The following is a 20,822-nucleotide window of genomic DNA, read 5'->3' on the forward strand; positions in this document are numbered from 1 at the left end:
CGGTGTCCACCGACCGGGTGCGGTGTTGCAACACCGCACCAGGTCGGTGGACACCGCGTTACAGCCCGGCGCGGACCGCCCCCGCCGCCACGACCTCCAGCACCGCGTCGAGCGAGTACGACCCGGCGTCGGTGCCGAGACCGCCGGCGACCTGACCGGCGGTGGCACAGCCGAGCTCGGCGGCGCCGCGCAGGTCGCGGCCGAGGGCGAGGCCGCGGAGGAAGCCGGCGGAGAAGGCGTCGCCGCACCCGGTGGTGTCGACGACGGGTACGTCGTACGCCGGGACCTCGACGACCGAGTCCGCGGTGACCACGACGGCCCCGCGGGCGCCGGCCGTGGCGGCCACGCAACCTGCGCCGGCGTCCACCAGTGCACGCGCACCGTCGACCAGCGACGAGGCACCGGTGAAACCGAGCACCTGCTCGTCGTTGGGCAGCAGGTAGTCGGTGTGCGGGAGGGCGTCCGCGATCCAGGCGAGCATGTCGGGGTCGCCGGGCGCCAGGACGTCGAGCGACGTCACGATGCCGAGCGAGCGCGCCCGGGCCAGCAGCTCGCCGGCGGCCGGCCCGCCGAGGAACTCCGGGCCCCCGAGGTGCAGGTGGGTGACGCCGTCGAGCGCCGTGGACGGCAGGTCGTCGAGGGTGAAGGCGCCGTTGGCGCCGATGCAGTGCCACGCCGGCCGGTCGCCGTTCGAGCGCACCGGGATCACCGACGACGAGGTCTGGTGCTCGTCCTTGCGGACCAGCCCGGCCACGGAGACGCCCTCCGCCGCGAGCAGCTCGAGCAGCACCGACGCGATCGGGTCGGTCCCGACGGCGCCGTACGACGCCACCTCGGCGCCGAGCCGCGCGAGCACCACGGCCGTGCCGCCGGCGGTGCCGGCCGGCGAGAACCGGATCCGCTCGACCAGCTGGCCGTCCGAGCCGGCGGGGATGGACTCGATCCCGATGACGTGGGTGTCGAGGACGTGCACGCCGACGGCGGCGACCTTCATGGGTTCTCCTGCGGGGTTCCGTAGCCGCGCGCGAGCGCTGCCGTGATGACGGCGACCTGGTCCTCCTCGGACAGGACCCGGACGGTGCCGAGCGCGCTGGCCCGGTGGTAGAGCGCCGCCAGCCACTCGAGCAGCAGCGCGTGGTCGACCGCCTGCTCGAGCGTCGTCCCGACGGTGACCGAGCCGTGGTTGGCCATCAGCGCGGCCTGGCGGCCGCCCAGCGCGTCGCGCACGTGGGCGGCCAGCTCCGGCGTCCCGAAGGTCGCGTACGGCGCGACGCGGACCGATCCGCCCAGCAGCAGCTGCTGGTAGTGGATGACCGGCAGCTCTTCGAGGACGCAGGCCAGCGCGGTCGAGTACGGCGCGTGCGTGTGCACGACCGCGCTCGCGTCGGTGTCGGCGTACACGCCGAGGTGCAGGCCCAGCTCGGAGGTCGGCTGGAGCCGGCCGGTGAGGACCCGGCCGGCGAGCGAGACGACCGCGACGTCCTCGAGCCGGCACGCGGCGAGGTCCAGACCGGAGGGGGTGACCGCGACCCGGTCGCCCGAGCGCATCGAGACGTTGCCGGCGGTGCCGATCAGCAGGCCCTCGAGGGCCAGGCGGCGGGCCGCTGACGCGACGGCGGTGCGGAGCTGGTCGCTCATGCGGCGTACCGCTCGAGGTAGGCGGTCACCATCGCCAGACCCTCGGCGACCAGCGCCCGGTCACCGCCGCGGCGCTTCTCGTAGGCGAGCTGGAAGACGCGGTCGCCCACCTCGACGGCCAGCTCGGCCATCGCGTCGGTGAGGTCGGGCCGCAGGACGCCGAGGTCGACGGCGTACGCGCGCAGGGTCCGGGCCACCCGGGCGTTGTGCTCGCGCCCGAACTGCGCGATCGCGGCGTTGGTGCGTCCGCGCAGGTAGACCTCGACGAAGGCCGGGCGCCGGTCGTAGACCTTCACGAAGGCCGCCATCGTGGTGCCGACGACGCCCGCGACGGTGTGGTCGCGCTCGGCGAGGTCGGCGAGGTCGGCGAGCACCTGCTCGTCCATCTCCGCCATGTCGCGCCCGACGAGCGCGAGCAGCACGTCCTCCTTGTCGGCGAAGTACTGGTAGAGCGAGGCGACGGGTACGCCGGCGACCCGCGCGATGTCGCGCGTGGACAGCGCCTCGACCCCGTCCTCCAGGACGACCGCTGCCGCGGCGTCGAGGATCGCCTCGACCCGGCGACGGCTGCGCGCCTGGGTGGGGACCCGGCGCCGGGGACCGACCCCGGCTTCAGCGTGGAGCGACGACATGGACGGAGCGTAATCGACGAACCCGAACCTGACACACGTTCACGTCTCGCGCTGTCGCTGTAACGCGGTGTCCACCGGCCTGGTGCGGTGCTGCAGCACCGCCGTTCCCGTGCGGACACCGCGTTACAGCGGGCGCGGCGGGTACCGGGCGACATGACAACCACACCCACCGAGCCCGCACCCGACCCCGAGGTCGTCCCGAGCGGCGATCCGCCGCCGATCCCCACGCCCGCCCCGGGCGAGGACCCCGGAGTTCCGCCGACCGAGCCCGCGCCGATCTGAGGCAGCCAGCCTCGGCCTGCCGGCGGACGACGCCGGCCCCGGGGAGAGGTTCCCCGGGGCCGGCGTCGTCGGTACTCAGGCGCCGCGCTGCAGCCGGATCAGCCCGGTCGGGTAGCGGTCCCGCGCGGAGACGTAGACCCGCCCGTGCCGGGTGTCGACCGAGACGCCGTACACCTTGCTGCCGAAGGCGAGGGCTGAGAGACGGGCCACCTCCGAGAGGTCCTCGGTCCGGAGCACGGTCACACCCGAGGTGCCGGCGGGGACCGTCGCGTGGCCGAGGTAGACCCGGCTGGCGACCGGGTCGACCGCCACCGAGCGCCAGCTCGGCGCCGCCGTCTCGACGTCGTCGAGCAGGTCGTACGACGCCCCGTCGAGCACCCGGAGCCCGACCGTGCCCGCACTGTTCTCGTTGGAGAGGTAGACCCGGTCGTGCACCGCGTCGTAGGCGATGCCGTGCGAGGACCAGTTGTCCCCGGGGAGCTCGACCTTCTGCACCAGCGCACCCGTCGTCGCGTCGGCCACGTAGAACCCGGTGCCGCGGGTCGCCCCGAGCACCCGGCCCCGCTCGAGGTCGACGTCGATGCCGCGCACGTTCGCGTCGAAGTCGAACGGACCGCGCTTCACCGCGCCGCTCGCCTGGTCCAGCACGACCCACTTGTTGGAGTAGGCGACATACAGCTCGTCCTTCGCCTCGTCCAGCGCGACGTCGCGCACCCCCTCGTCGGTCGCGTTCGGCACGGTGATGGTGCGCAGCGTCGTGTCGGCCACCGGGTCGATGACCCGGATCCGCGCCGGACGCATCTCGTTCGCGACGTACAGGTGACCCGTCGACTGCTCGACCACCGAGCCGACCGGCCGGTCGTCGGTCTCCGTGTCGGAGGCGTCGGGGATCGCCGCCATCGGGGTCGGCGTGTACGCCGTCCCGCTCGGCACCTCGGGCTCCGGCTCCGGCTCGGGCTCCGGCTCGGGGTCGGGGTTGCCGCCCTCGAGGATCCGCTCGCTGATCGTCACCGCGACCGGGACGGTCTCCTCTCCGGGCGGGCTGAGGCGGTGGTCACGGTTCGACACGTAGACCCGCTGCCGCTCCTCGTCGACCGCGATGCCGTACCCGTCCTTGCCGAACTCCGGCCCCACCTTGTCCACCAACAGCTCACCCGAGCCCGCGCCGTACACCGCGAAACCACCCGAGGACGCCGTCACACCCGTGAACCCGACGTACAGCAGACCGTTCGTCGAGTCGAAGTCCACCTGACGCGCATTCGCCCGCGTCGGCGAGTCCCACACATGCCTGAACCCGTTGCCGGCATCGAAGACCTCGACGTTCTTCACGTCCGTCAGCTCCTCGAAGTACGCCACCGCCACCTGGCCACCGACCTCGTCGGCCGCCACGTAGTACGCACCCGTCGTGCCGTTGATCGTGCCCTGCGAGGCACCCGTGACCGCGTCGAACACCTCCACCCCACGCGCCGGGATCGCCGCGTAGACATAGCCCAGCTCCGGGTCCACGTCCAACGACCGGTTCGACTCACTGATCGGGAACGGACCCCGCACCACCTCACCGAACGAACCCGCCGCGATCGAGACCACCAGCCAGTTCTTGTTCTGCTGACCCACATAGAGCAGCTCGTTCTCGTCGTCGATGCCCAGGTCCCGGATGTTCTCCGGCAACGTCATCGACCGCAGCACCTCATCGGTCACCGGATCGATCTCCCAGATCGACCGACCGTTCTGATCACCCAGGAACAACGTGTCCCGCTCCTGCGAGAACACCACCCCCGCCGGCAGCTGCGCCGTCACGTCGTCCACCGAGACGAGGGACTTCTCGAAGGCGTAGTCGAGGTCGCCGACCGGCTCCTCGGGCTCCTCGGGCTCCTCCGGCTCCTCGGGGTTCTCGCAGCCCAGGCAGGGACCGGGGTCGGTCGGGTCGATCTCGTCGGGCGCCTCGTCGTCCGTGACGGCCTTGCCGTGCTCGTTCTTCACGATGGTGAAGCCGTCGTAGTACTGGCCGTCCGCCGTGCGCGCCTCGTAGCGCAGCCGGCCGTCGGCGACGTCGATCGCCTGGTAGAGCTGGATCCCGCCGCCGAGCCGGCGCAGGTGGGCGTCGTTCTCATCCCACAGGCGCGGCCCGCCGCGGTACTGCTTCTCACCCACGACGGAGACGGCGTAGACCGGGCCGGAGTAGCTCCGCTCCTTGTCCCAGCTCGCGGGGTTGCCCTCCTCGGCGGCGTCAGTGTTGCCCCGGCCGTAGCCGTGGTCGTGGCCCTGCAGGACCAGGTCCACGTCGTACTTCTCCAGCAGCGGCAGCCAGGACTGGCGCAGTGCCCGGTTGTTGCGACCCTCGTCGAGGGAGAACAGCGGGTGGTGGAAGTAGACGACCGTCCACTCGTTCGGGTTCTCCTTCAGCACCCCGTCGAGCCACTCGGTCTGGATCGCCAGCTGCTCGGCGGTGGTCAGGTTGCTGTTGAGCGAGATGAACCGGACGCCCTGGTAGTCGGTGTAGTGCACCGTCCCCTTCAGGTCGTCGTACGCCCCGCCCTGGCCCTGGGGGCCGTTGGCCGGGTAGGTGAACTGGGCCTGGAACTGGTCCGAGATCTCCGGCCCGTCGTACTCGTGGTTGCCCGGCGCCATCAGGAAGTTGGTGGTGCCCAGCACGTAGTCGGTGGCCTCGTAGACCTCGCCCCACTGCTCGTCGCTCATGGCGTCGTCGACCAGGTCGCCGACCTGCACGATGAGATCGGCGTCCGGGCGGTCACGGAAGGCGTTGCGCAGCACCCGCGAGCCCTGCGACTTGATGCCGTTCTGGACGTCGCCGAGGTAGAGGAACGAGAACGGGTCCGCGGTCGCGGACTCGGTCGTGAAGTGCTGCCACTCGCTGAAGTTGGTGCGGTCGCCGACCCGGTACTGGTACGTCGTCCCGGCCTTCAGCCCGGTGAGCCGGGCGCCGTGGAAGGTCTGCTGGTAGCCCAGGTCGGTCGTCATGTCGGTCGACCGCTCGGCGGCGACGACGGTGTTGTCGTTGCGGTAGGTGAGGCTCGAGGCCTCCCGCAGCTCGACCACCGGCTCGGCGACGCCGGTCGAGGTACGCCAGGTGACGTACTGGCTCGTCGACGGGTCCGCCGTCGGCGTGAGCGTGATCCGGTCCGGCACCCGGGTCGGGGCGTAGACCGCGGCGGCGTCGATCGGCGCCGCCGCGGCCGGGGCCGGTACGACGGCACCCGCGGCGGCGGCCAGCGTGCCGGCCGCGAGCAGGCCGGCGACACCGGCACGGAGCCGGGGCCGGCGGCGGAACGGGGAGCGGGACTGCATGGCGGTGCCTCTCGATTCGCGTGTCTCGGCGGGCTGGGGAGCGGTCGTCATCGGACCCTCACCACCCGGACGGCGGACGTGGAGCCGGCGACGTTGGCCGTGCCGGCGTAGCTGACGGTGATGCGGTGGCGGCCCTTCGCGAGCCGGGGCAGGCGCACCGTGGCGCGGCCGGCCTTCAGCGCGACCCGGGCCACGACCCGCTTGCCGTCGCGGACGACCAGGCGGGCGTTCGGTGCGGCGACGCCGGGTACGGCGACCCGCACGGCGAGCCGGGCCCTCTTGCCTGCTCGCACCCGCTTCGGCGCGGTGACCCGGGTGGTGGACCTGGCCTTGGTGACGTCGACGACGACCGGCGCCGACGTACCGCCGCGCACGGCGGAGCCGCGCGGGACGAAGGTCGCCGTCAGGGAGTGCCGACCGGCGGCGAGCGTGCGCGGCAGCGCGACGGACGCGGTGCCCGAGGCCGCCACGGGAACGCCCGTCGCGACGACGCTCCGGCCGGCGCGGACGACGAGCGTCCCGGCCGGGACGGCACCGTCGAGCGGGGCGAGCCGAGCCGTCACGCGGACGGGCGTCGCGGTGCCGTAGACCTGGCGGGCCGCCCGGTCGACCGTGACCGTGGGGGTCACCAGCGCCGGCTCACCGGGCTGACCCGGCTCCTCCGGCTCCTCGGTCTGCTCCGCACCCGGGACCACGGGGTCCGGCAGGTCCGGCCGGCCGATGTCGCCGCGCGTCGAGCCGGGGCCCGAGGGACGCGCCGTCGTCTCGGTCGTGACCAGCTTCTGCCCGCCCGACTTGGCGATGGTGAACGCGTCGACCAGGTTGCCCGCGACGTCCCACGTCTCCACGTGCATCTCGCCGGCCTTGACGTCGACGACCTGGTAGAGCTGGGTGTCGCGGCCGACCACGCGCAGGTTCGCCCCGTTGGTGATCCAGTTGTTGGTCTCCGGCGGGTCCGGCACGTAGTACTTCGGTCCCGCCACCGAGACCATGTACACCGGTCCGGTGTGGCTCTTGTCCTTGGACGCGCCCGCCGGGAGTCCCTCCTCGTTGGCGAGCAGGTTGCCGCGCCCGTAGGCGTGGTCGTGGCCCTGCATGACGATGTCGACGTCGTACTTCTCGAACAGCGGCAGCCAGGCCTGGCGCAGCGCGGCGTTGTCGCGCCCGGAGCTCACCGAGAACACCGGGTGGTGGAAGGTGGCGACGGTCCACTGGTTCGGGTTGTTCTTCAGCACGTCCTCGAGCCAGGCGGTCTGCGCGGCCATCGCGGCGGTGTCGCCGGGGAAGTTGCTGTTCAGGGCGATGAACCGGACGCCCTGGTAGTCGGTGTAGTAGACGTTCTCGTCGTAGAGCTGGGTGACGCGCTCGTCGCTCGACGGGCCGTTGCCGGGGTACTCGAACTGCGCGCCCCAGTGCCGCGACAGCGTCGGGCCCGGGTAGTACTCGTGGTTGCCGGCCGCGGCGATCACGTTCATCCCGCCGTTGGCGTAGCCGGCGGCCTCGAACCACTGGCCCCACTCGGCGTCGGAGATGTCGGTGTCGATGAGGTCGCCCGCGTGCAGCACCGCGCGCGCGTACGGGCGCGTCTCGGTCGCCGCGCGGAAGGTGCGCGAGACGTACGACTTGATGTCGTTCTGCGCGTCGCCCTGCATGATGAACGAGAAGGGCTGCGCGGTCGTGGCCGCCGTCGTGAACTCGGCCCAGCCGCTCCAGGTGTCGCCGTCGCCGACCCGGTAGGCGTACGTGGTCGACGCGTCCAGGTCCGTGACGGTCGCCGAGTGGTGGGCGACGTCGTACCCGAGGTCGGTCCGGAAGGTCGTGGTGGTCGCCTCGACGGTGCGCTCGGCGGTGACGACGCCCGGGCCGGAGACCGCGAGCTGCAGCCGCGGCGCCCCGGCCGCCGTCGAGGTGCGCCACGAGACGCTCTGGGACTCCGCCGGGGTGGCCGTGGGTGTGAGGATCACGCGGTCCGGGACGACCTGCGGGCCGTAGACGGTCGCCGGGTTGACGGCCGGCGGGGCCAGGCCGCCCGCGGCGAGGGACACCACGCCGGTCGTGGTCACCAGGCCGATGGCCAGGGCGCCGACGGCCAGGCCGGCTCGGGTCGGACGCCGGCGGGCGCGCGCAAGGGCGCGACCGAGGGCGTGGGGAGGGGTACTGCTGCTTCCGGGGGTGCCGGTGGACATGCCGGGATGGACCTCTCGCTCGACGACGTCGGCTGCCCGCGCTCCGGGCAGCACGAAGCCCCACCACCCGAACGGGTGGGGGCTCCGGTCGGCGACGTTAGGGGTTTGCCCGAGGCCGTCCAACCGGCCGCGGACGAGCCCGACAGGCGCGTAGCGATCGCTAAGAGCCCGTCTGAGCGGGGCGTTCAAACCCCACTCCGGCGCCGGTCGCCTGCCGGTCACCGAGCGTTGGCCGTCGCGTCGACAGACGGTCTAGACCGAGTGTCGCGGCGTCGTCGCTCGTCCGACGCCCGGCGTTCACCCGGCCGGCAGCACCCCGGGACCCGGGCGCGGAGCGACGTCGCGCGGGTCGGCGACGCGGTGGCCGTGCTCGCAGACGAGCTCGGCGTGCACGACCCCGCCGCAGTCGAGGTGGGCCACCTCGACGGGCGCCCCGCCGGGGTCGGCGAGGTAGCGGTCGCCCCAGTCCGCGATCGCGACCAGCACGGGGTACAGGTCGAAGCCCTTCGGCGTCAGCCGGTACTCGTGCCGCTCGCGCGCCCCCGCGTCGCGGTACGGCGCCCGCCGCAGGATCTCCTGGTCGACCAGGAGACCGAGCCGGTTGCTGAGCACCTGCCGCGGGATGCCGCTGTGGCGGCGGATGTCGTCGAAGCGGCGCACGCCGTTGAAGACCTCGCGCAGCACCACGAACGTCCACCGCTCCCCCAGGACGGCCATCGACCGGCCGACGGTGCAGTTCTCGGTCGACCAGGCCAGCGCGGACGGGACGGGGGTGGACATGACCTCAGGGTACCCAGCCTGAGTCTCGTTGACAGACGCAGCGCGGATGAGCGAGCCTGGATCCATGACCCAGACCCAGATCCCCGACCTCGCGACCATGACCGGCCTCGAGCTGCTGAGCGCGATGCGCGACGGACTCATCCCGCCCGCACCGATCGCCGAGACGCTCGGGATCGTGAACTTCGTCGTCGAGCCCGGGTCGGTCTCGGTCGAGCTGGACCCGGAGCACCGGCACTACAACCCGCTCGGCACGGTGCACGGCGGGGTGCTGTCGACGATGCTCGACACCGCCGCCGCGTGCTCGGTGCACACCACGCTGGCCGCCGGGGAGGGCTACACCTCGCTCGACCTGAGCGTGAAGTTCCTGCGGCCCGCGACGGTGGACTCCGGGCGGCTCCGGGCCGTGGGCCGGGTGATCCAGCGCGGGCGTCGTACGGCCCTCGCCGAGGCGCAGCTCTTCGACGCCCGCGACAAGCTGGTCGCCCACGCCACGTCGAGCTGCATGATCTTCGCCTGAGCCCGGATCCACCGGCTCGCCACTACCGTGTCCGCGTGAGCGCACTCGCCGGACTCGTCGACAAGGGCCTGATGGCCCCGGACTGGGCGGCGGCCCTCGCCCCGGTGGACGACCAGGTCGCCGCCATGGGCCGCTTCCTGCGCGAGGAGCTGGCCGCGCGCCGGCCGTACCTGCCCTCCGGCGAGAACGTCTTCCGCGCCTTCCGCCGACCGCTCGCCGACGTACGGGTGCTCGTGGTCGGCCAGGACCCCTACCCCACGCCCGGTCACCCGATCGGGCTCAGCTTCGCCGTCGAGGCGCACGTACGGCCGGTCCCGCGCAGCCTGGCCAACATCTACACCGAGCTGCGCGACGACCTCGGGGTCGAGCCGCCCGCCCACGGCGACCTGACCGGCTGGGCCGACGGGGGCGTGATGCTGCTCAACCGGGTGCTCACCGTCCAGCCGGGAGCGTCCGCGTCGCACCGCGGCAAGGGCTGGGAGCAGATCACCCAGCGCGCGATCGAGGCGCTGGTCGAGCGTGGCGGCCCGCTCGTCGCGATCCTGTGGGGCCGCGACGCCCAGAGCCTCAAGCCGATGCTCGGCAGCACGCCATACGTCGAATCCGTGCACCCCTCGCCCCTCTCGGCCAGCCGGGGCTTCTTCGGCTCGCGACCGTTCAGCCGGGTCAACGCGCTCCTCGTCGAGCAGGGCGGCACACCGGTGGACTGGCGGCTGCCCGCATGAGGCGGCGCCTGCTCCTGCTCATCGGCGCCCTGTTCGCGATCGGCGCCCTCCTGGTCGGGACCGCGAACGCCGTCGTACTCGGGCGCACGCACGACCGGGTGACCAGCGACCCCGGCGAGCTCCCGCAGGCCCAGGCCGCGATCGTGCCCGGGTCGATGGTGCGCCCCGACGGCACGCTCGGCGCCGTCGTCCAGCAGCGGGTCGACGCCGCGGTGGCACTGTACGAGGCCGGCACGGTCGAGAAGATCCTGCTCTCGGGCGACAACGGCACGCACGAGTACAACGAGCCGGACACCATGCGCGCGGCGGTGCTCGCGGCCGGCGTACCTCCCGAGGACGTGTTCACCGACTACGCCGGGTTCAACACGTGGCACACCATGCGCCGCGCCCGGACGGTGTTCGAGGTCGAGACGGCGGTCGTGGTGACCCAGGACTTCCACACCGCCCGCGCCGTCGACCTCGGCCGGGCCGCGGGCCTCGACGTACACGGGCTGGCGGTCGGCGGGTCCGGCAGCCTCCGGGTCTCCGCCCGCGAGCTGCTGGCCCGCGTGCGCGGCCTCGGCGAGGCCACCCTCCAACCGGACGTCACGGGCGGACCGACCCTGCCGATCGCCGGCGACGGCCGGACCTCGTGGGCCGAGCCGCCGGCCTGACCCGACGTCGTACCCCGTGACACCGCGCCTCCGATGGAATAAAGTTGAAAATGAAACCATTGGAGGAGACATGACCACCGTCGACTCGCGCATGCCGGGCCTCTACCTCGGGCACGGCGCTCCCCCGCTGCTGGACGACCCGGTGTGGTCCGGCGAGCTCGCCTCCCTCGCCGGTGACCTGCCGCGCCCGAGCGCGATCCTGATCGTGAGCGCGCACTGGGAGTCCGCCCCGATCAGCCTGAGCGCGAGCGGCGCGCCGCTGGTGTACGACTTCGGCGGCTTCGCCCCGAAGTACTACGAGATGACCTACCGGACGCCGGACTCCAGCGCGCTCGCGGCCCGGGTCGCCGCACTGATGCCGGCGACCGAGCCGGTGCACCAGCACGCCACCCGCGGGCTCGACCACGGCGCCTGGGTGCCGCTGAAGATCATGTACCCGGACGCCGACATCCCGGTGCTGCAGATGTCGCTGCCGACCCACGACCCCGCACGCCTGCTCGCGATCGGCGCGCGACTGCGCCCCCTGCGCGACGAGGGCGTGCTGATCGTCGGCTCGGGCTTCCTCACCCACGGCCTGCGCTACCTCACCGACTGGTCCATCGACGCCCAGGCCCCGGGCTGGTCCCGCGACTTCGACGCCTGGGCCGCCGAGGCGCTGGCCCGCGGCGACGTCGACGAGCTGGCGGACTACCGCGCCAAGGCCCCCGGCATGCCCTACGCCCACCCCACGGTCGAGCACTACACGCCGCTGTTCGTCACCCTCGGCGCCGCCGCCGACGCCGGTACGCCGGGCGAGCAGATCATCGACGGCTTCTGGATGGGCCTCTCGAAGCGCTCCTTGCAGGTCGCCTGACGCCGACCGAGCCTCGAACGAGGCCGACTCCACCCTGCGGGGGTTTCGAGGCTCAGGACTCCGTCCGTTCGCACCTCAACCAGCGGCACCCCACGACGCTGATCGACGCGCGATCTCGAACGAGGCCGACTCCACCCTGCGGGGGTTTCGAGGCTCAGGACTTCGTCTGTTCGCACCTCAACCAGCGACACCCGACGACGCTGGTTGAGGTGCGAGACGCGAGGCCCGGCGACGCTGGTTGAGGTGCGAGGCGCGCCAGCGCCGAGCCTCGAAACCCGTCTTGCCGACCGACGGCCTCGATCCTCAGGTCGCGCCGGGAACGGCCGATCCCCCGAGCACGACGGGACGTCGCCGTCATGGGGCGGCGACGAGCCGCCCCCGTGCGTCAGCGGACCCCGGTCTTCCGCATCAGCTTCAGCCCCGACAGCATCGACTTCACGTACGCGTCGTAATCCTGCCCGGGCCGGGCCCCCATCACCTGCTTCTTCAGCACCGCCAGGTTCTGCACGTCGGTGTACTTCAGCAGGCCGTAGTCACCGTGACGCGCCCCGACCCCCGACTGCTTCACCCCGCCCGACGGCGTCCCCTTGGAGGCGAACGCCGTCGCGAGGATGTCGTTGACGTTGACGTTGCCCGACTCGATGCGCCGGGCGACGGCGCTGGCGGCTTCCACGTCTCCACCCCATACGGAGGCGTTGAGGCCGTAGTCGGTGTCGTTGGCCAGCGCGACCGCCTCGTCGACGGTGCGGTAGCGGTGCAGTGCGACGACCGGACCGAAGGTCTCGGTGACGCCGCAGAGCATGTCCTTGGTGACTCCCTCGAGGATCGTGGGCTCGAAGAACGCCGGCCCCAGGTCGGGGCGGGCCTTCCCGCCGGTGACCACGGTGGCGCCCTTGGCGACGGCGTCGTCGACGTGCGCCTGCACCCGGTCCTTGTGGTCGGGCGAGACGAGCGAGCCCATCTCCGGTCCGAAGTCGTACGACGCCCCCACGCGCAACGACTCCGCGGCGGCCACGAACCGGGTCTTGAACTCGTCGTAGCGCGACTCCGGCAGGTAGATCCGCTCGATGTGCATGCAGATCTGGCCGGTGTTGCCGAACACCCCGAAGACCGCGCCCTGGACGGTCTCCTCGAGGTCGGCGTCCTCCAGGACGATCATCGGGTTCTTGCCGCCGAGCTCGAGACAGCAGCCGATCAGGTTCCGCCCCGCCCGCTCGCCGATCACCCGGCCGGTGGCCGTGGAGCCGGTGAACATGACGTAGTTGGCGTTGTCGATCAGGGTCGGCCCGACGTCGGGACCCTCGCCGCAGACGACCTGGAAGAGCCCCTTCGGAAGGCCCGCCTCCTCCAGCATCGAGATGCCGTACAGAGGCGACAGCGCCGTCTTGTTGTCGGGCTTGAGCACGATCGCGTTGCCGGCCATCAGCGCGGAGATGGCGTCGGAGATGCCGGTCGCGAACGGGAAGTTCCAGGGCGCGATGATGCCGACGACGCCCTTGGCCTGGCGGATCTCGGTCGACGTCGTCAGGAACGGCACCGGACCGCCCCGCTTCACCGGCGCGAGCAGCTTCGGCGCCCGCTTGAGGTAGTGGCTCATGACCATCGGCGGGTCACAGGTCTCCTCGATCGCCATCCGCCGGTTCTTGCCGCTCTCGACCTGGATCAGGTCGGCGGTGGTCTGGGCGTTGTCGATGAACAGCGAGTGCGCACGCTTGAAGACCTTCAGGCGCTTGGCCAGCGGCCACGAGGCCCACTCGCGCTGTGCGTTCCGCGCGACGGCGAAGGCGTGCTCGATGTCGGCCGGGGTCGACTGCGGCAGCTCGACGAGCACCTCGCCGGTGTAGACCTCGGTGAGCTTCCAGGTGCCGCCGCCGGTCGACGGGACCCGGGCGACCAGGCGCCGGAGGAAGGCGTCGGTGACCGACGAGGGGCGGGCGATCCGCTGCGGTGCGAGGGTCATGCTCAGCCCCGTCCCAGCACCAGGTCGGCGCCGCGCTCGCCGATCATGATGGCCGGCGCGTTGGTGTTGCCGCCGGTGATCGACGGCATGATCGAGGCGTCGCAGACGCGCAGGCCCTCGACCCCGCGGACCTTCAGGTCGGGCGAGACCACGGCCAGCTCGTCGACGCCCATCCGGCAGGTGCCGACCCCGTGGTAGACCGAGGTCGCGCGGTTGAGGATCGCGTCGCGCAGCTCCTGGCCGCGCAGGTGCCGGCCGGGGTGGATCTCGTCCTTCACCGCGCCGCCGAAGGCCGCGCCGCCCATGATCTCCCGGACCATCTCCGAGCCCTCGCCGAGGAGCTCGACGTCGGCCGGGTCGGCAAGGTACTGCGGGTCGATCAGCGGTGCCGCCGTGGGATCGGCCGACGCGAGCCGCAGGGTGCCGCGGCTGCGCGGGTAGATCAGCGTCGTGAGCACCGTCAGCGCGGGCAGCGGCGAGACGTCGTGGCGGATCGGCGCGTCCTGGTTGGGCGAGACGTAGGACCAGGGCAGCAGGTGCAGCTGCAGGTCGGGTACGTCGGTGGCCTGCGACGTACGCACGAAGCCGACGGCCTCGAAGACGGAGTTCGCGAGGAACGTCGTCCCGGGCCGCAGCACCTCCCGGGCGATGCCCTTGGCGAAGAAGAAGGCGTTGCCGCGCATCTTCGACGTCGTGGTGTGGTAGGTCATCGCGTGGAACATGTGGTCGTGCAGGTTGTCGCCGACCGGCAGGTCCGCGACGACCGCGATGCCGTGGTCCTTGAGGTGCTGGGCGTGGCCGATGCCCGAGAGCATCAGGATCTGCGCCGAGCCGATGAAGCCGGCCGAGAGGATGACCTCCTTGCCGGCCCGCACCGTCCGCTTCGAGCCGTCCTTGTCGGTCACCTCGACGCCGGTGGCCCGGCCGTTCTCGATCACGACCTTGCGGACCAGAACCTGCGTCTGCAGCTGCAGCGTCGAGGGGGCGAGGTGGTGGATGTAGCCGCGCGAGGCGCTGTAACGCAGCCCCTGCGCGGCGTTCTGCTGCATCCGGCTGATGCCCTCCTGCGACTCCCCGTTGTAGTCGTCGAGGACCTTCACGCCGAGGGTGTCGGCGGTCGCCTGGATGAACTGCAGCGACCCCTCCTGCGGGAACTTGTTGCGCGAGACCCGGATCGGGCCGCCGGCGCCGCGGAAGGCGTTCTCGCCGTCCTCGAAGTCCTCCATGCGCTTGTACGCCGCGTTGACGGTGTCGGCGTCCCAGCCGACGTTGCCCTCGGCGGCCCAGGAGTCGAAGTTGGCGCGGTTGCCGCGCACGTAGACCATGCCGTTGACCGAGCTGGAGCCACCGACGACCTTGCCGCGCGGCACCGGCATCTTGCGGTCGAGGATGTGCTTCTGCGGGGTGGAGTAGTAGCCCCAGTCGACCCGCTTCTTGATCTCGGGGACCGCGTGCATCGGCCCGATCATCCCGGGCTTCTTCACCAGGAACTGCTCGTCGCTCTTGCCCGCTTCGAGCACGATCACGCTCGCGCCCGACTCGGCCAGGCGGCCGGCGATCGCGGCGCCGGAGCTCCCGGAACCCACGACGACGTAGTCGGCCTCGTTGCGGTAAGGGGTCTTGGCCATCGGTGCACCTCGGCGTTCACATACTGACGGAATGTGGCTGGGCACACACTACGCCATGAACTGCAACCTGTTCTAGTTCTCGGGAGACCGTGGCTACGGCACGATGGTCCGGTGCAGATCCTGTCCATCCAGTCCTCGGTCGCCTACGGCCACGTCGGCAACTCCGCCGCCACCTTCCCGCTCCAGCGCCTGGGCCACGAGGTCTGGCCGGTGCTGACGGTGCACTTCTCCAACCACACCGGGTACGGCGCGTGGCGCGGGCCGCTGCTCGCGCCGACCGACGTGGCGGACGTGATCGCCGGCATCGAGGACCGCGGCGTCCTCGGCCAGGCCGACGCCGTGCTGTCCGGCTACCAGGGAGACCCGGCCGTCGGCGCGGTGATCCTGGACGCGGTCGCCCGGGTCAAGGCGCTCAACCCGGACGCGGTCTACTGCTGCGACCCGGTGATGGGCGACGTGGGTCGCGGCATGTTCGTGCGTCCGGGCATCCCGGAGTTCATGCGAGACACGGTCGTGCCCCAGGCCGACGTGGTGACCCCGAACCACTTCGAGCTCGACTTCCTCTCCGGGCGCACCACCACGACGCTCGCCGAGGTGCTGGACGCGGTGGACGCCGTCCGCGACCGCGGCCCGCGCGACGTGCTCGTCACCAGCGTGCTCACCGACGACGCGACACCCGACCACCTCGACGTGGTCGCCGTGTCCGACGAGGGTGCCTGGGTGGTCACCACCCCGCTGCTGCCGATCAGCCCGAACGGGTGCGGCGACGTCACCGCGGCGCTCTACCTCGCCCACCTGCGCTCGACCGGCTCCCCCGCCAGCGCACTGGAGCGGACCACGTCGTCGGTCTTCGCGATCCTGGAGGCGACGATCGCCGCCGGGACCCGCGAGATCCAGCTGGTCGCGGCCCAGGACGCGATCGCCGACCCGCCCGCGACGTTCACCGCGCGCCGGTTGCGCTGACCCACCGTCGTACGACACCGGGGGCGTTCGCGCATCCCGCATTTCCCACCGGTCTGGACGGCGCCGAAATGACGCGGCGGGCCGGCGGGTCCGCCTGGTTCAGTCCTCGACCATGCGGTCCCGCCTTCCCGTCCTCGTCGCCTCCGTCGCGCTCGCCGTGACCCTGCTTCCGGCCGCCGGCCCGGCGGAGGCGGCGCGCCGGAAGACCCCGGACCTCGTGGTCGCGAGCGCGTCGCTGTCGGTGCGGACCGTCGCACCGGGCGCGGCCGTGCGGGTCCCGCACACGGTGCGCAACGGCGGCACCGCGAAGGCCCGGCGGTCGACGGCCCGTCTCCACCTGGTCGCGGGACGCAGCGCCGTCCTCGTGGGCACGCGCGCCGTCGGGGCGCTGAAGCCCCGCAAGCGGACCCGCCCCGCCACGGCCACCTTCCGGGTCCCCTCGACCCTGGCCGGCGGGACGTACGCCGTCCGCGTCTGCGCCGACGACCTGCGCAAGGTCCGCGAGCGCAACGAGCGCAACAACTGCCGGGTCGCCGGCACGCTGCTGGTGAAGCGGCCCGCGACGCCCCCGCCCGTGCCGCGGCCCCCGGCGATCCCGGCGATGGATCCCGGCGACACCGAGCTCGACACCTTCGCGACGACGCTGTCCTGGCCGGCCGACGAGAGCTCGGCACTGCGCTACATGAAGGTCTTCTGCCAGGCGACCTACCCGCCGCGGGCGTTCTCCCTGTCCGGGGCGGTGGCCAGCCTTCGTGCCCGGCTGACCCAGGACGCCCCCGACGGGATGAGCGCGCTCGCCGCGTCGGCGTCGCACGGCGACCCGAAGGCGCTGCAGGAGCTGGCCGCCGCCGGCGTGGCCCAGGGGTCCCCCGGGCTCGCCCTGGCCGCGTTGCTGCGCGCCTCCGACCTCGAGCCGACCATCGGCACCCACCTGGTCAACGCGGCGTCGCTGGCCGTCTCGCTGAGCATGCCCAACGAGGCGGTCGCCCTCCTCGACGCCGCCGCCACGAAGACCTTCCGGGACCCGGCCATGGGCATCCCGCAGCAGGCCATCGCCGCGACCGTGCGCGGCCAGGCACTGGTGATGACCGGCCGCGGCGACCTGGCACGCCCCTGGTTCCTCGCGGCCCGCGCGTCCGCGCCGGTGCTGACCGAGGCGGAGGCGGGCCTGGCCACGATCGAGGCCTGCGCCGGCGACGACGCGAAGGCCGCCCGGCTGATCCGCAAGAGCCGTCAGCGCACCCACGAGCGCACCCCGCCGGACCAGGAGGTCGAGCGTCCCGACCCGCTCTCGCAGATCGACCTCGGCGCCGGCCGCACCACGCAGCTGCGCCAGGTCCCGCTGCCCGTCTCCCCGGACCGGGCGGTGGCGATGATGCCGACGTACGACGCGATCCTGAGCCGCTACGACGCGGAGATCGACGACCACAACGCCCGCCGGATCGAGATCGACCACCTCCTCGACGCCGCCGACGAGGTCAGCACCGAGGCGGAGCGCGAGCGACGGCAGTCGCTGATCCTCCTCGGCTTCACCGCCACCACGCCGGAGATCGAGGCCCTCGAGGACGAGATCGACCAGATCTTCCAGGACCTGGTGACGCAGAAGGAGGCGTTCTGGGGCGGCGGCACGGGCGAGGCGCCGTACATCTACGGCGGGATCCTGGACGACGCCTCCGCCGCCTGCGACAACACCCCCTGCTTCACGCAGTACATGAACGACCACTGCCGTCCCGCCCTGCGCTCGGAGCACCAGCGCTGGCTGGGCCTGATGGCCGACCTCCAGGACGCCCAGGACGAGCGGATCGCCCTGCTCTCCCAGCTGATGAGCTCGATCGCGGCGCACGTCGCCGAGCCCGCCGGGCACGACGAGATAGCACTGGCCATCGAGGTGCAGGAGTCCATCGCCCACGGCAACATCGCCACGCGCGGCTACGTGTGGGCCCGCGACGCGCAGATCCGCGAGCACCACTGCGTCGCACCCCTCCCCGAGGACACCCCCGGCGAGGGCGAGGACGCCGAGGTCGACACCGCCGGCCCGTGCTCGGACGAGGTCAAGAAGATCAGCTACAAGTTCGGCCTCGGCCCGAGCGAGGTGAAGGTCAACTGCGAGAAGATCCAGCAGGAGTTCTCCGCCGAGGTGCTGCCGCTGCTGCACGCCTTCGCCGAGGTCTCCTACGACTTCCGCAGCGGCACCCTGACCGTCGTCGCCGGCAGCAAGGCCAAGGGCGGAGGTGGCGGTGTCGAGGGCTCGTTCAAGTCCGGCATCTACGTCAGCGTCGACACCCGCGCCGGCGGTTCGATCAAGGACGTCGGCTGGCAGGTCGGCCCCGAGGTCACCGCCGGCGCCGGCGGGATCGAGGCCGAGGTGTTCAAGGACGAGATGGACATCTCGTTCATCGCGGGGCTGCGGGGGGACTGAGGGCCGCGGGGCCGGGGCGCGCAGATTCCCCGGTCCACCGGGGAATCTGGACGTTCTCAGGCGAAATGTCGGCCGAGAACGTACGGCGTGCCCCGAGAAGTCCGGACAGGGAGCCGATGACAGGAATTGAACCCGCGACATCCTTATTACAAGTAAGGCGCTCTACCAACTGAGCTACATCGGCGCGACCCGCTCGGGTCGGTCGCTCATGCTAGTGGGCGCGCGGGTCAGCTGAAGAAGCTGCCGCCCCCGTCGACGCTCAGCGTCACGCCGGTGACGTACGACGCGTCGGGTCCCGCGAGGTAGACCGCGGCGCGACCGACGTCGTGCTCGGCGTCGCCGAGCCGCGGGACCGACATCGTCTTCAGGATGATCTTCTCGAGCTCCTCGGGACGCTCGTCGAAGTAGCTCCGCGCGCCCTCGCTGAGCACGAACGGCGCCAGGTTGTTGACCGTGATGCCGTGCCGGCCCCACTCGCGCGCGGCCACCCGGGTAAGGCCGGCGACCGCGGCCTTCGAGGCGACGTACGCCCCGAAGCCGGCCAGACCCTGCGGCTCGGACCCCGATCGCAGGTTGATCACCCGGCCGCCGTACCCGCTGTCGCGCAGGTGCGCGAAGCACGCGCGCATGAAGTAGAGGGTCGCCTTCGGGCCGGTGTCGAGGACCCGGTCCAGCTCGTCGTCGGTCGTCTCCTCGAAGCGCGCCGAGACGGCGTCGATGGCGTTGTTGACGAGGACGTCGACGGACCCGAACCGCGCCACCACGCTCGCCACGCACGCGTCCACCTGGGCGGAGTCGCGGATGTCGCAGCGCAGTGCCAGCGCCTCGGCGTACGGCGTCAGCTCGGCGACGACCCCCGCGGCACCCTCCTCGTCGAGGTCGACCACGACCACGCGCGCACCCTCCTTCGCGAACGCGCGCGCGATCCCGGCGCCCACCCCGCGCGCCGCGCCGGTGACGATCGCGACCCGACCCTCGAGGACGCCCATCGTCAGCTCATGAGGCCGTCGATGGCGAGCACGGTGCCGGTGACGAACGCCGCCGCCGGCGAGGCGAGGTAGCCGATCGCCGCCGCGACGTCGCCCGGCGGGATCGCCCCGGGCATCTGCATGAAGAGCCGCTCGGAGATCCGCGGCTCCAGGTCGGTCGGGTAGGTCTCGGCCACCTTCGCGACCATCGGGGTGTCGATGGTGCCGGGGCACACGGCGTTGACCCGGATGCCGGTCGGGACGAGCTCGAGGGCGAGGTTCTTGGTGAGCTGGGTCAGCCCGCCCTTGGAGGCGCCGTACGCCGCGGCGTACGGCTGCGGGACCCGGCCGGCCACCGACGAGACGTTGACGACGCACCCCGGACCGGCCTTCAGGTACGGCAGCGCCGCCTGGGTCAGCAGGAACGGGCCCTTCAGGTTGACCGCGAGCACGCGGTCGAGCTCGGACTCGTCGATCTGCTCGAAACGGCCGAACTGGACGACGCCCGCGACGTTCGCCAGGACGTCGATCCGCCCGTGCTGGGCGCAGGTCGCGATCGCGGCGTCGACCGACGCCTTGTCGGCGACGTTGGTCTCGAGGTAGGTCACGCCGTCCGGGACGCTGGGGTTCACGTCGAGGCCGAAGACGACCTCGCCCGCGTCGCGGAACATGGTGGCGGTCGCGTGGCCGACGCCCGAGGCCGCGCCGGTGACGACGACGACGCGCTGGTCGTCGCTCAGGGTGCTGGTCATGGCCGGACGCTAGCAGCCGACTAGAACTTGTTCTAGGTCTCGATACACCTCGCGTATCGAGACCCGACCCAACTTGAAGCACCCTTGAGCATCAGCAAGGCTGGCGGCGTGACCCAGCTGACCATCGGACACCTGGCCGAGCGCGCGGGGGTGGCGACGTCGGCGATCCGGTTCTACGAGTCGCGGGGCCTGATCCACTCGGTGCGTACGTCGGGCAACCAGCGTCGCTACGAGCAGCACACGCTGCGCCGGATCGGTTTCATCCGGACCGCGCAGCGGATCGGGCTGAGCCTGGAGGAGATCGCCGAGGCGCTCGCGACGCTGCCCGACAACCGCACCCCCACGAAGTCCGACTGGCACCGGCTGAGCAGGTCGTGGCGGCCCCGGCTCGACGAGCAGATCCGGCGCATCGAGCTGCTGCGCGACCGGCTCGACGGCTGCATCGGCTGCGGCTGCCTGAGCATGAAGAGCTGCGCCCTGATGAACCCCGGAGACGAGGCGGCGAGCTACGGCACCGGTGCCGTCTGGCTCGAGCCGCGCCAGTGACCAGCCAGTGACCA

Annotated in this window: 18 protein-coding genes and 1 tRNA gene; 8 read left to right on the plus strand and 11 right to left on the minus strand. The window is 72.1% G+C overall.

Features of this window, described 5'->3' with window-relative positions:
* Positions 1 to 58: 58 nt before the first annotated feature.
* The 3 genes from VMF51_RS09715 to VMF51_RS09725 are packed head-to-tail and all read right to left on the minus strand — an operon-like array spanning position 59 to position 2,270.
* Positions 59 to 994: a carbohydrate kinase family protein gene (locus VMF51_RS09715; protein ID WP_325474223.1), complete on the minus strand. Its 936-nt coding sequence runs from the start codon at positions 992 to 994 to the stop codon at positions 59 to 61.
* On the minus strand, positions 991 to 1,638 hold the full coding sequence (locus VMF51_RS09720) for a class II aldolase/adducin family protein (protein WP_325474224.1): 648 nt from the start codon (positions 1,636 to 1,638) through the stop codon (positions 991 to 993). The genes VMF51_RS09715 and VMF51_RS09720 overlap by 4 nt, the downstream gene beginning before the upstream one ends.
* Positions 1,635 to 2,270 (minus strand): TetR/AcrR family transcriptional regulator, encoded by a 636-nt coding sequence (locus VMF51_RS09725; RefSeq protein WP_325474225.1) that lies wholly within the window; start codon positions 2,268 to 2,270, stop codon positions 1,635 to 1,637. The genes VMF51_RS09720 and VMF51_RS09725 overlap by 4 nt, the downstream gene beginning before the upstream one ends.
* Positions 2,271 to 2,423: 153 nt before the next feature.
* Here VMF51_RS09725 and VMF51_RS09730 point away from each other — a divergent pair, with 153 nt between their 5' ends.
* On the plus strand, positions 2,424 to 2,552 hold the full coding sequence (locus VMF51_RS09730) for a hypothetical protein (RefSeq protein ID WP_325474226.1): 129 nt from the start codon (positions 2,424 to 2,426) through the stop codon (positions 2,550 to 2,552).
* A gap of 75 nt (positions 2,553 to 2,627) precedes the next feature.
* On the opposite strand, the gene VMF51_RS09735 is transcribed toward VMF51_RS09730, so the two are convergent.
* The 3 genes from VMF51_RS09735 to VMF51_RS09745 form a co-directional block, all read right to left on the minus strand.
* Positions 2,628 to 5,858 (minus strand): metallophosphoesterase family protein, encoded by a 3,231-nt coding sequence (locus tag VMF51_RS09735; protein ID WP_325474227.1) that lies wholly within the window; start codon positions 5,856 to 5,858, stop codon positions 2,628 to 2,630.
* Positions 5,859 to 5,905: 47 nt separating this feature from the next.
* Complete coding sequence (locus VMF51_RS09740; protein ID WP_325474228.1) at positions 5,906 to 8,044, minus strand: fibronectin type III domain-containing protein; 2,139 nt, start codon at positions 8,042 to 8,044, stop codon at positions 5,906 to 5,908.
* Between the two features lie 297 nt (positions 8,045 to 8,341).
* Positions 8,342 to 8,824 (minus strand): helix-turn-helix domain-containing protein, encoded by a 483-nt coding sequence (locus tag VMF51_RS09745; RefSeq protein ID WP_325474229.1) that lies wholly within the window; start codon positions 8,822 to 8,824, stop codon positions 8,342 to 8,344.
* A 64-nt stretch (positions 8,825 to 8,888) separates the two neighbouring features.
* Here VMF51_RS09745 and VMF51_RS09750 point away from each other — a divergent pair, with 64 nt between their 5' ends.
* From VMF51_RS09750 to VMF51_RS09765, 4 genes are all read left to right on the plus strand, one after another.
* Positions 8,889 to 9,341, plus strand: coding sequence for a PaaI family thioesterase (locus VMF51_RS09750; RefSeq protein WP_325474230.1), 453 nt, complete (start codon positions 8,889 to 8,891; stop codon positions 9,339 to 9,341).
* Between the two features lie 71 nt (positions 9,342 to 9,412).
* Positions 9,413 to 10,066: a uracil-DNA glycosylase gene (locus VMF51_RS09755; RefSeq protein WP_325474268.1), complete on the plus strand. Its 654-nt coding sequence runs from the start codon at positions 9,413 to 9,415 to the stop codon at positions 10,064 to 10,066.
* Positions 10,063 to 10,719, plus strand: coding sequence for a SanA/YdcF family protein (locus tag VMF51_RS09760; RefSeq protein WP_325474231.1), 657 nt, complete (start codon positions 10,063 to 10,065; stop codon positions 10,717 to 10,719). Before VMF51_RS09755 ends, VMF51_RS09760 begins: the two co-directional genes overlap by 4 nt.
* 70 nt (positions 10,720 to 10,789) lie before the next feature.
* Positions 10,790 to 11,572, plus strand: coding sequence for a class III extradiol ring-cleavage dioxygenase (locus VMF51_RS09765; RefSeq protein WP_325474232.1), 783 nt, complete (start codon positions 10,790 to 10,792; stop codon positions 11,570 to 11,572).
* A 385-nt stretch (positions 11,573 to 11,957) separates the two neighbouring features.
* Here the strand turns inward: VMF51_RS09765 and VMF51_RS09770 are convergent, their stop codons facing one another.
* Together VMF51_RS09770 and VMF51_RS09775 are read right to left on the minus strand one after the other, a co-directional pair.
* Complete coding sequence (locus VMF51_RS09770; protein ID WP_325474233.1) at positions 11,958 to 13,532, minus strand: succinic semialdehyde dehydrogenase; 1,575 nt, start codon at positions 13,530 to 13,532, stop codon at positions 11,958 to 11,960.
* A 2-nt stretch (positions 13,533 to 13,534) separates the two neighbouring features.
* Entirely contained in the window at positions 13,535 to 15,160 is a 1,626-nt protein-coding gene (locus VMF51_RS09775) for a GMC family oxidoreductase (protein ID WP_325474234.1), read from the minus strand.
* Positions 15,161 to 15,271: 111 nt separating this feature from the next.
* Between VMF51_RS09775 and pdxY the strand changes: the two genes are divergently transcribed.
* Positions 15,272 to 16,123: a pyridoxal kinase PdxY gene (gene pdxY / locus VMF51_RS09780; protein WP_325474235.1), complete on the plus strand. Its 852-nt coding sequence runs from the start codon at positions 15,272 to 15,274 to the stop codon at positions 16,121 to 16,123.
* Positions 16,124 to 16,235: 112 nt separating this feature from the next.
* A complete protein-coding gene (locus VMF51_RS09785; RefSeq protein WP_325474236.1) occupies positions 16,236 to 18,542 on the plus strand; it encodes a CARDB domain-containing protein in 2,307 nt (768 codons plus the stop codon).
* A 111-nt stretch (positions 18,543 to 18,653) separates the two neighbouring features.
* On the opposite strand, the gene VMF51_RS09790 is transcribed toward VMF51_RS09785, so the two are convergent.
* The 3 genes from VMF51_RS09790 to VMF51_RS09800 all read right to left on the minus strand — a co-directional run bounded on the left by VMF51_RS09790 (position 18,654) and on the right by VMF51_RS09800 (position 20,262).
* Positions 18,654 to 18,726 (minus strand) — tRNA-Thr (locus tag VMF51_RS09790).
* A gap of 43 nt (positions 18,727 to 18,769) precedes the next feature.
* The gene (locus VMF51_RS09795) at positions 18,770 to 19,531 is read right to left on the minus strand and encodes an SDR family NAD(P)-dependent oxidoreductase (protein ID WP_325474237.1); all 762 of its coding nucleotides are present in this window, start codon (positions 19,529 to 19,531) and stop codon (positions 18,770 to 18,772) included.
* A 2-nt stretch (positions 19,532 to 19,533) separates the two neighbouring features.
* Positions 19,534 to 20,262: an SDR family oxidoreductase gene (locus tag VMF51_RS09800; RefSeq protein ID WP_325474238.1), complete on the minus strand. Its 729-nt coding sequence runs from the start codon at positions 20,260 to 20,262 to the stop codon at positions 19,534 to 19,536.
* 108 nt (positions 20,263 to 20,370) lie between these two features.
* Between VMF51_RS09800 and soxR the strand changes: the two genes are divergently transcribed.
* A complete protein-coding gene (gene soxR, locus VMF51_RS09805; protein ID WP_325474239.1) occupies positions 20,371 to 20,808 on the plus strand; it encodes a redox-sensitive transcriptional activator SoxR in 438 nt (145 codons plus the stop codon).
* The last annotated feature ends 14 nt before the right edge of the window (positions 20,809 to 20,822 follow it).

Source organism: Nocardioides sp., from assembly GCF_035503875.1.
GTDB lineage: Bacteria > Actinomycetota > Actinomycetes > Propionibacteriales > Nocardioidaceae > Nocardioides.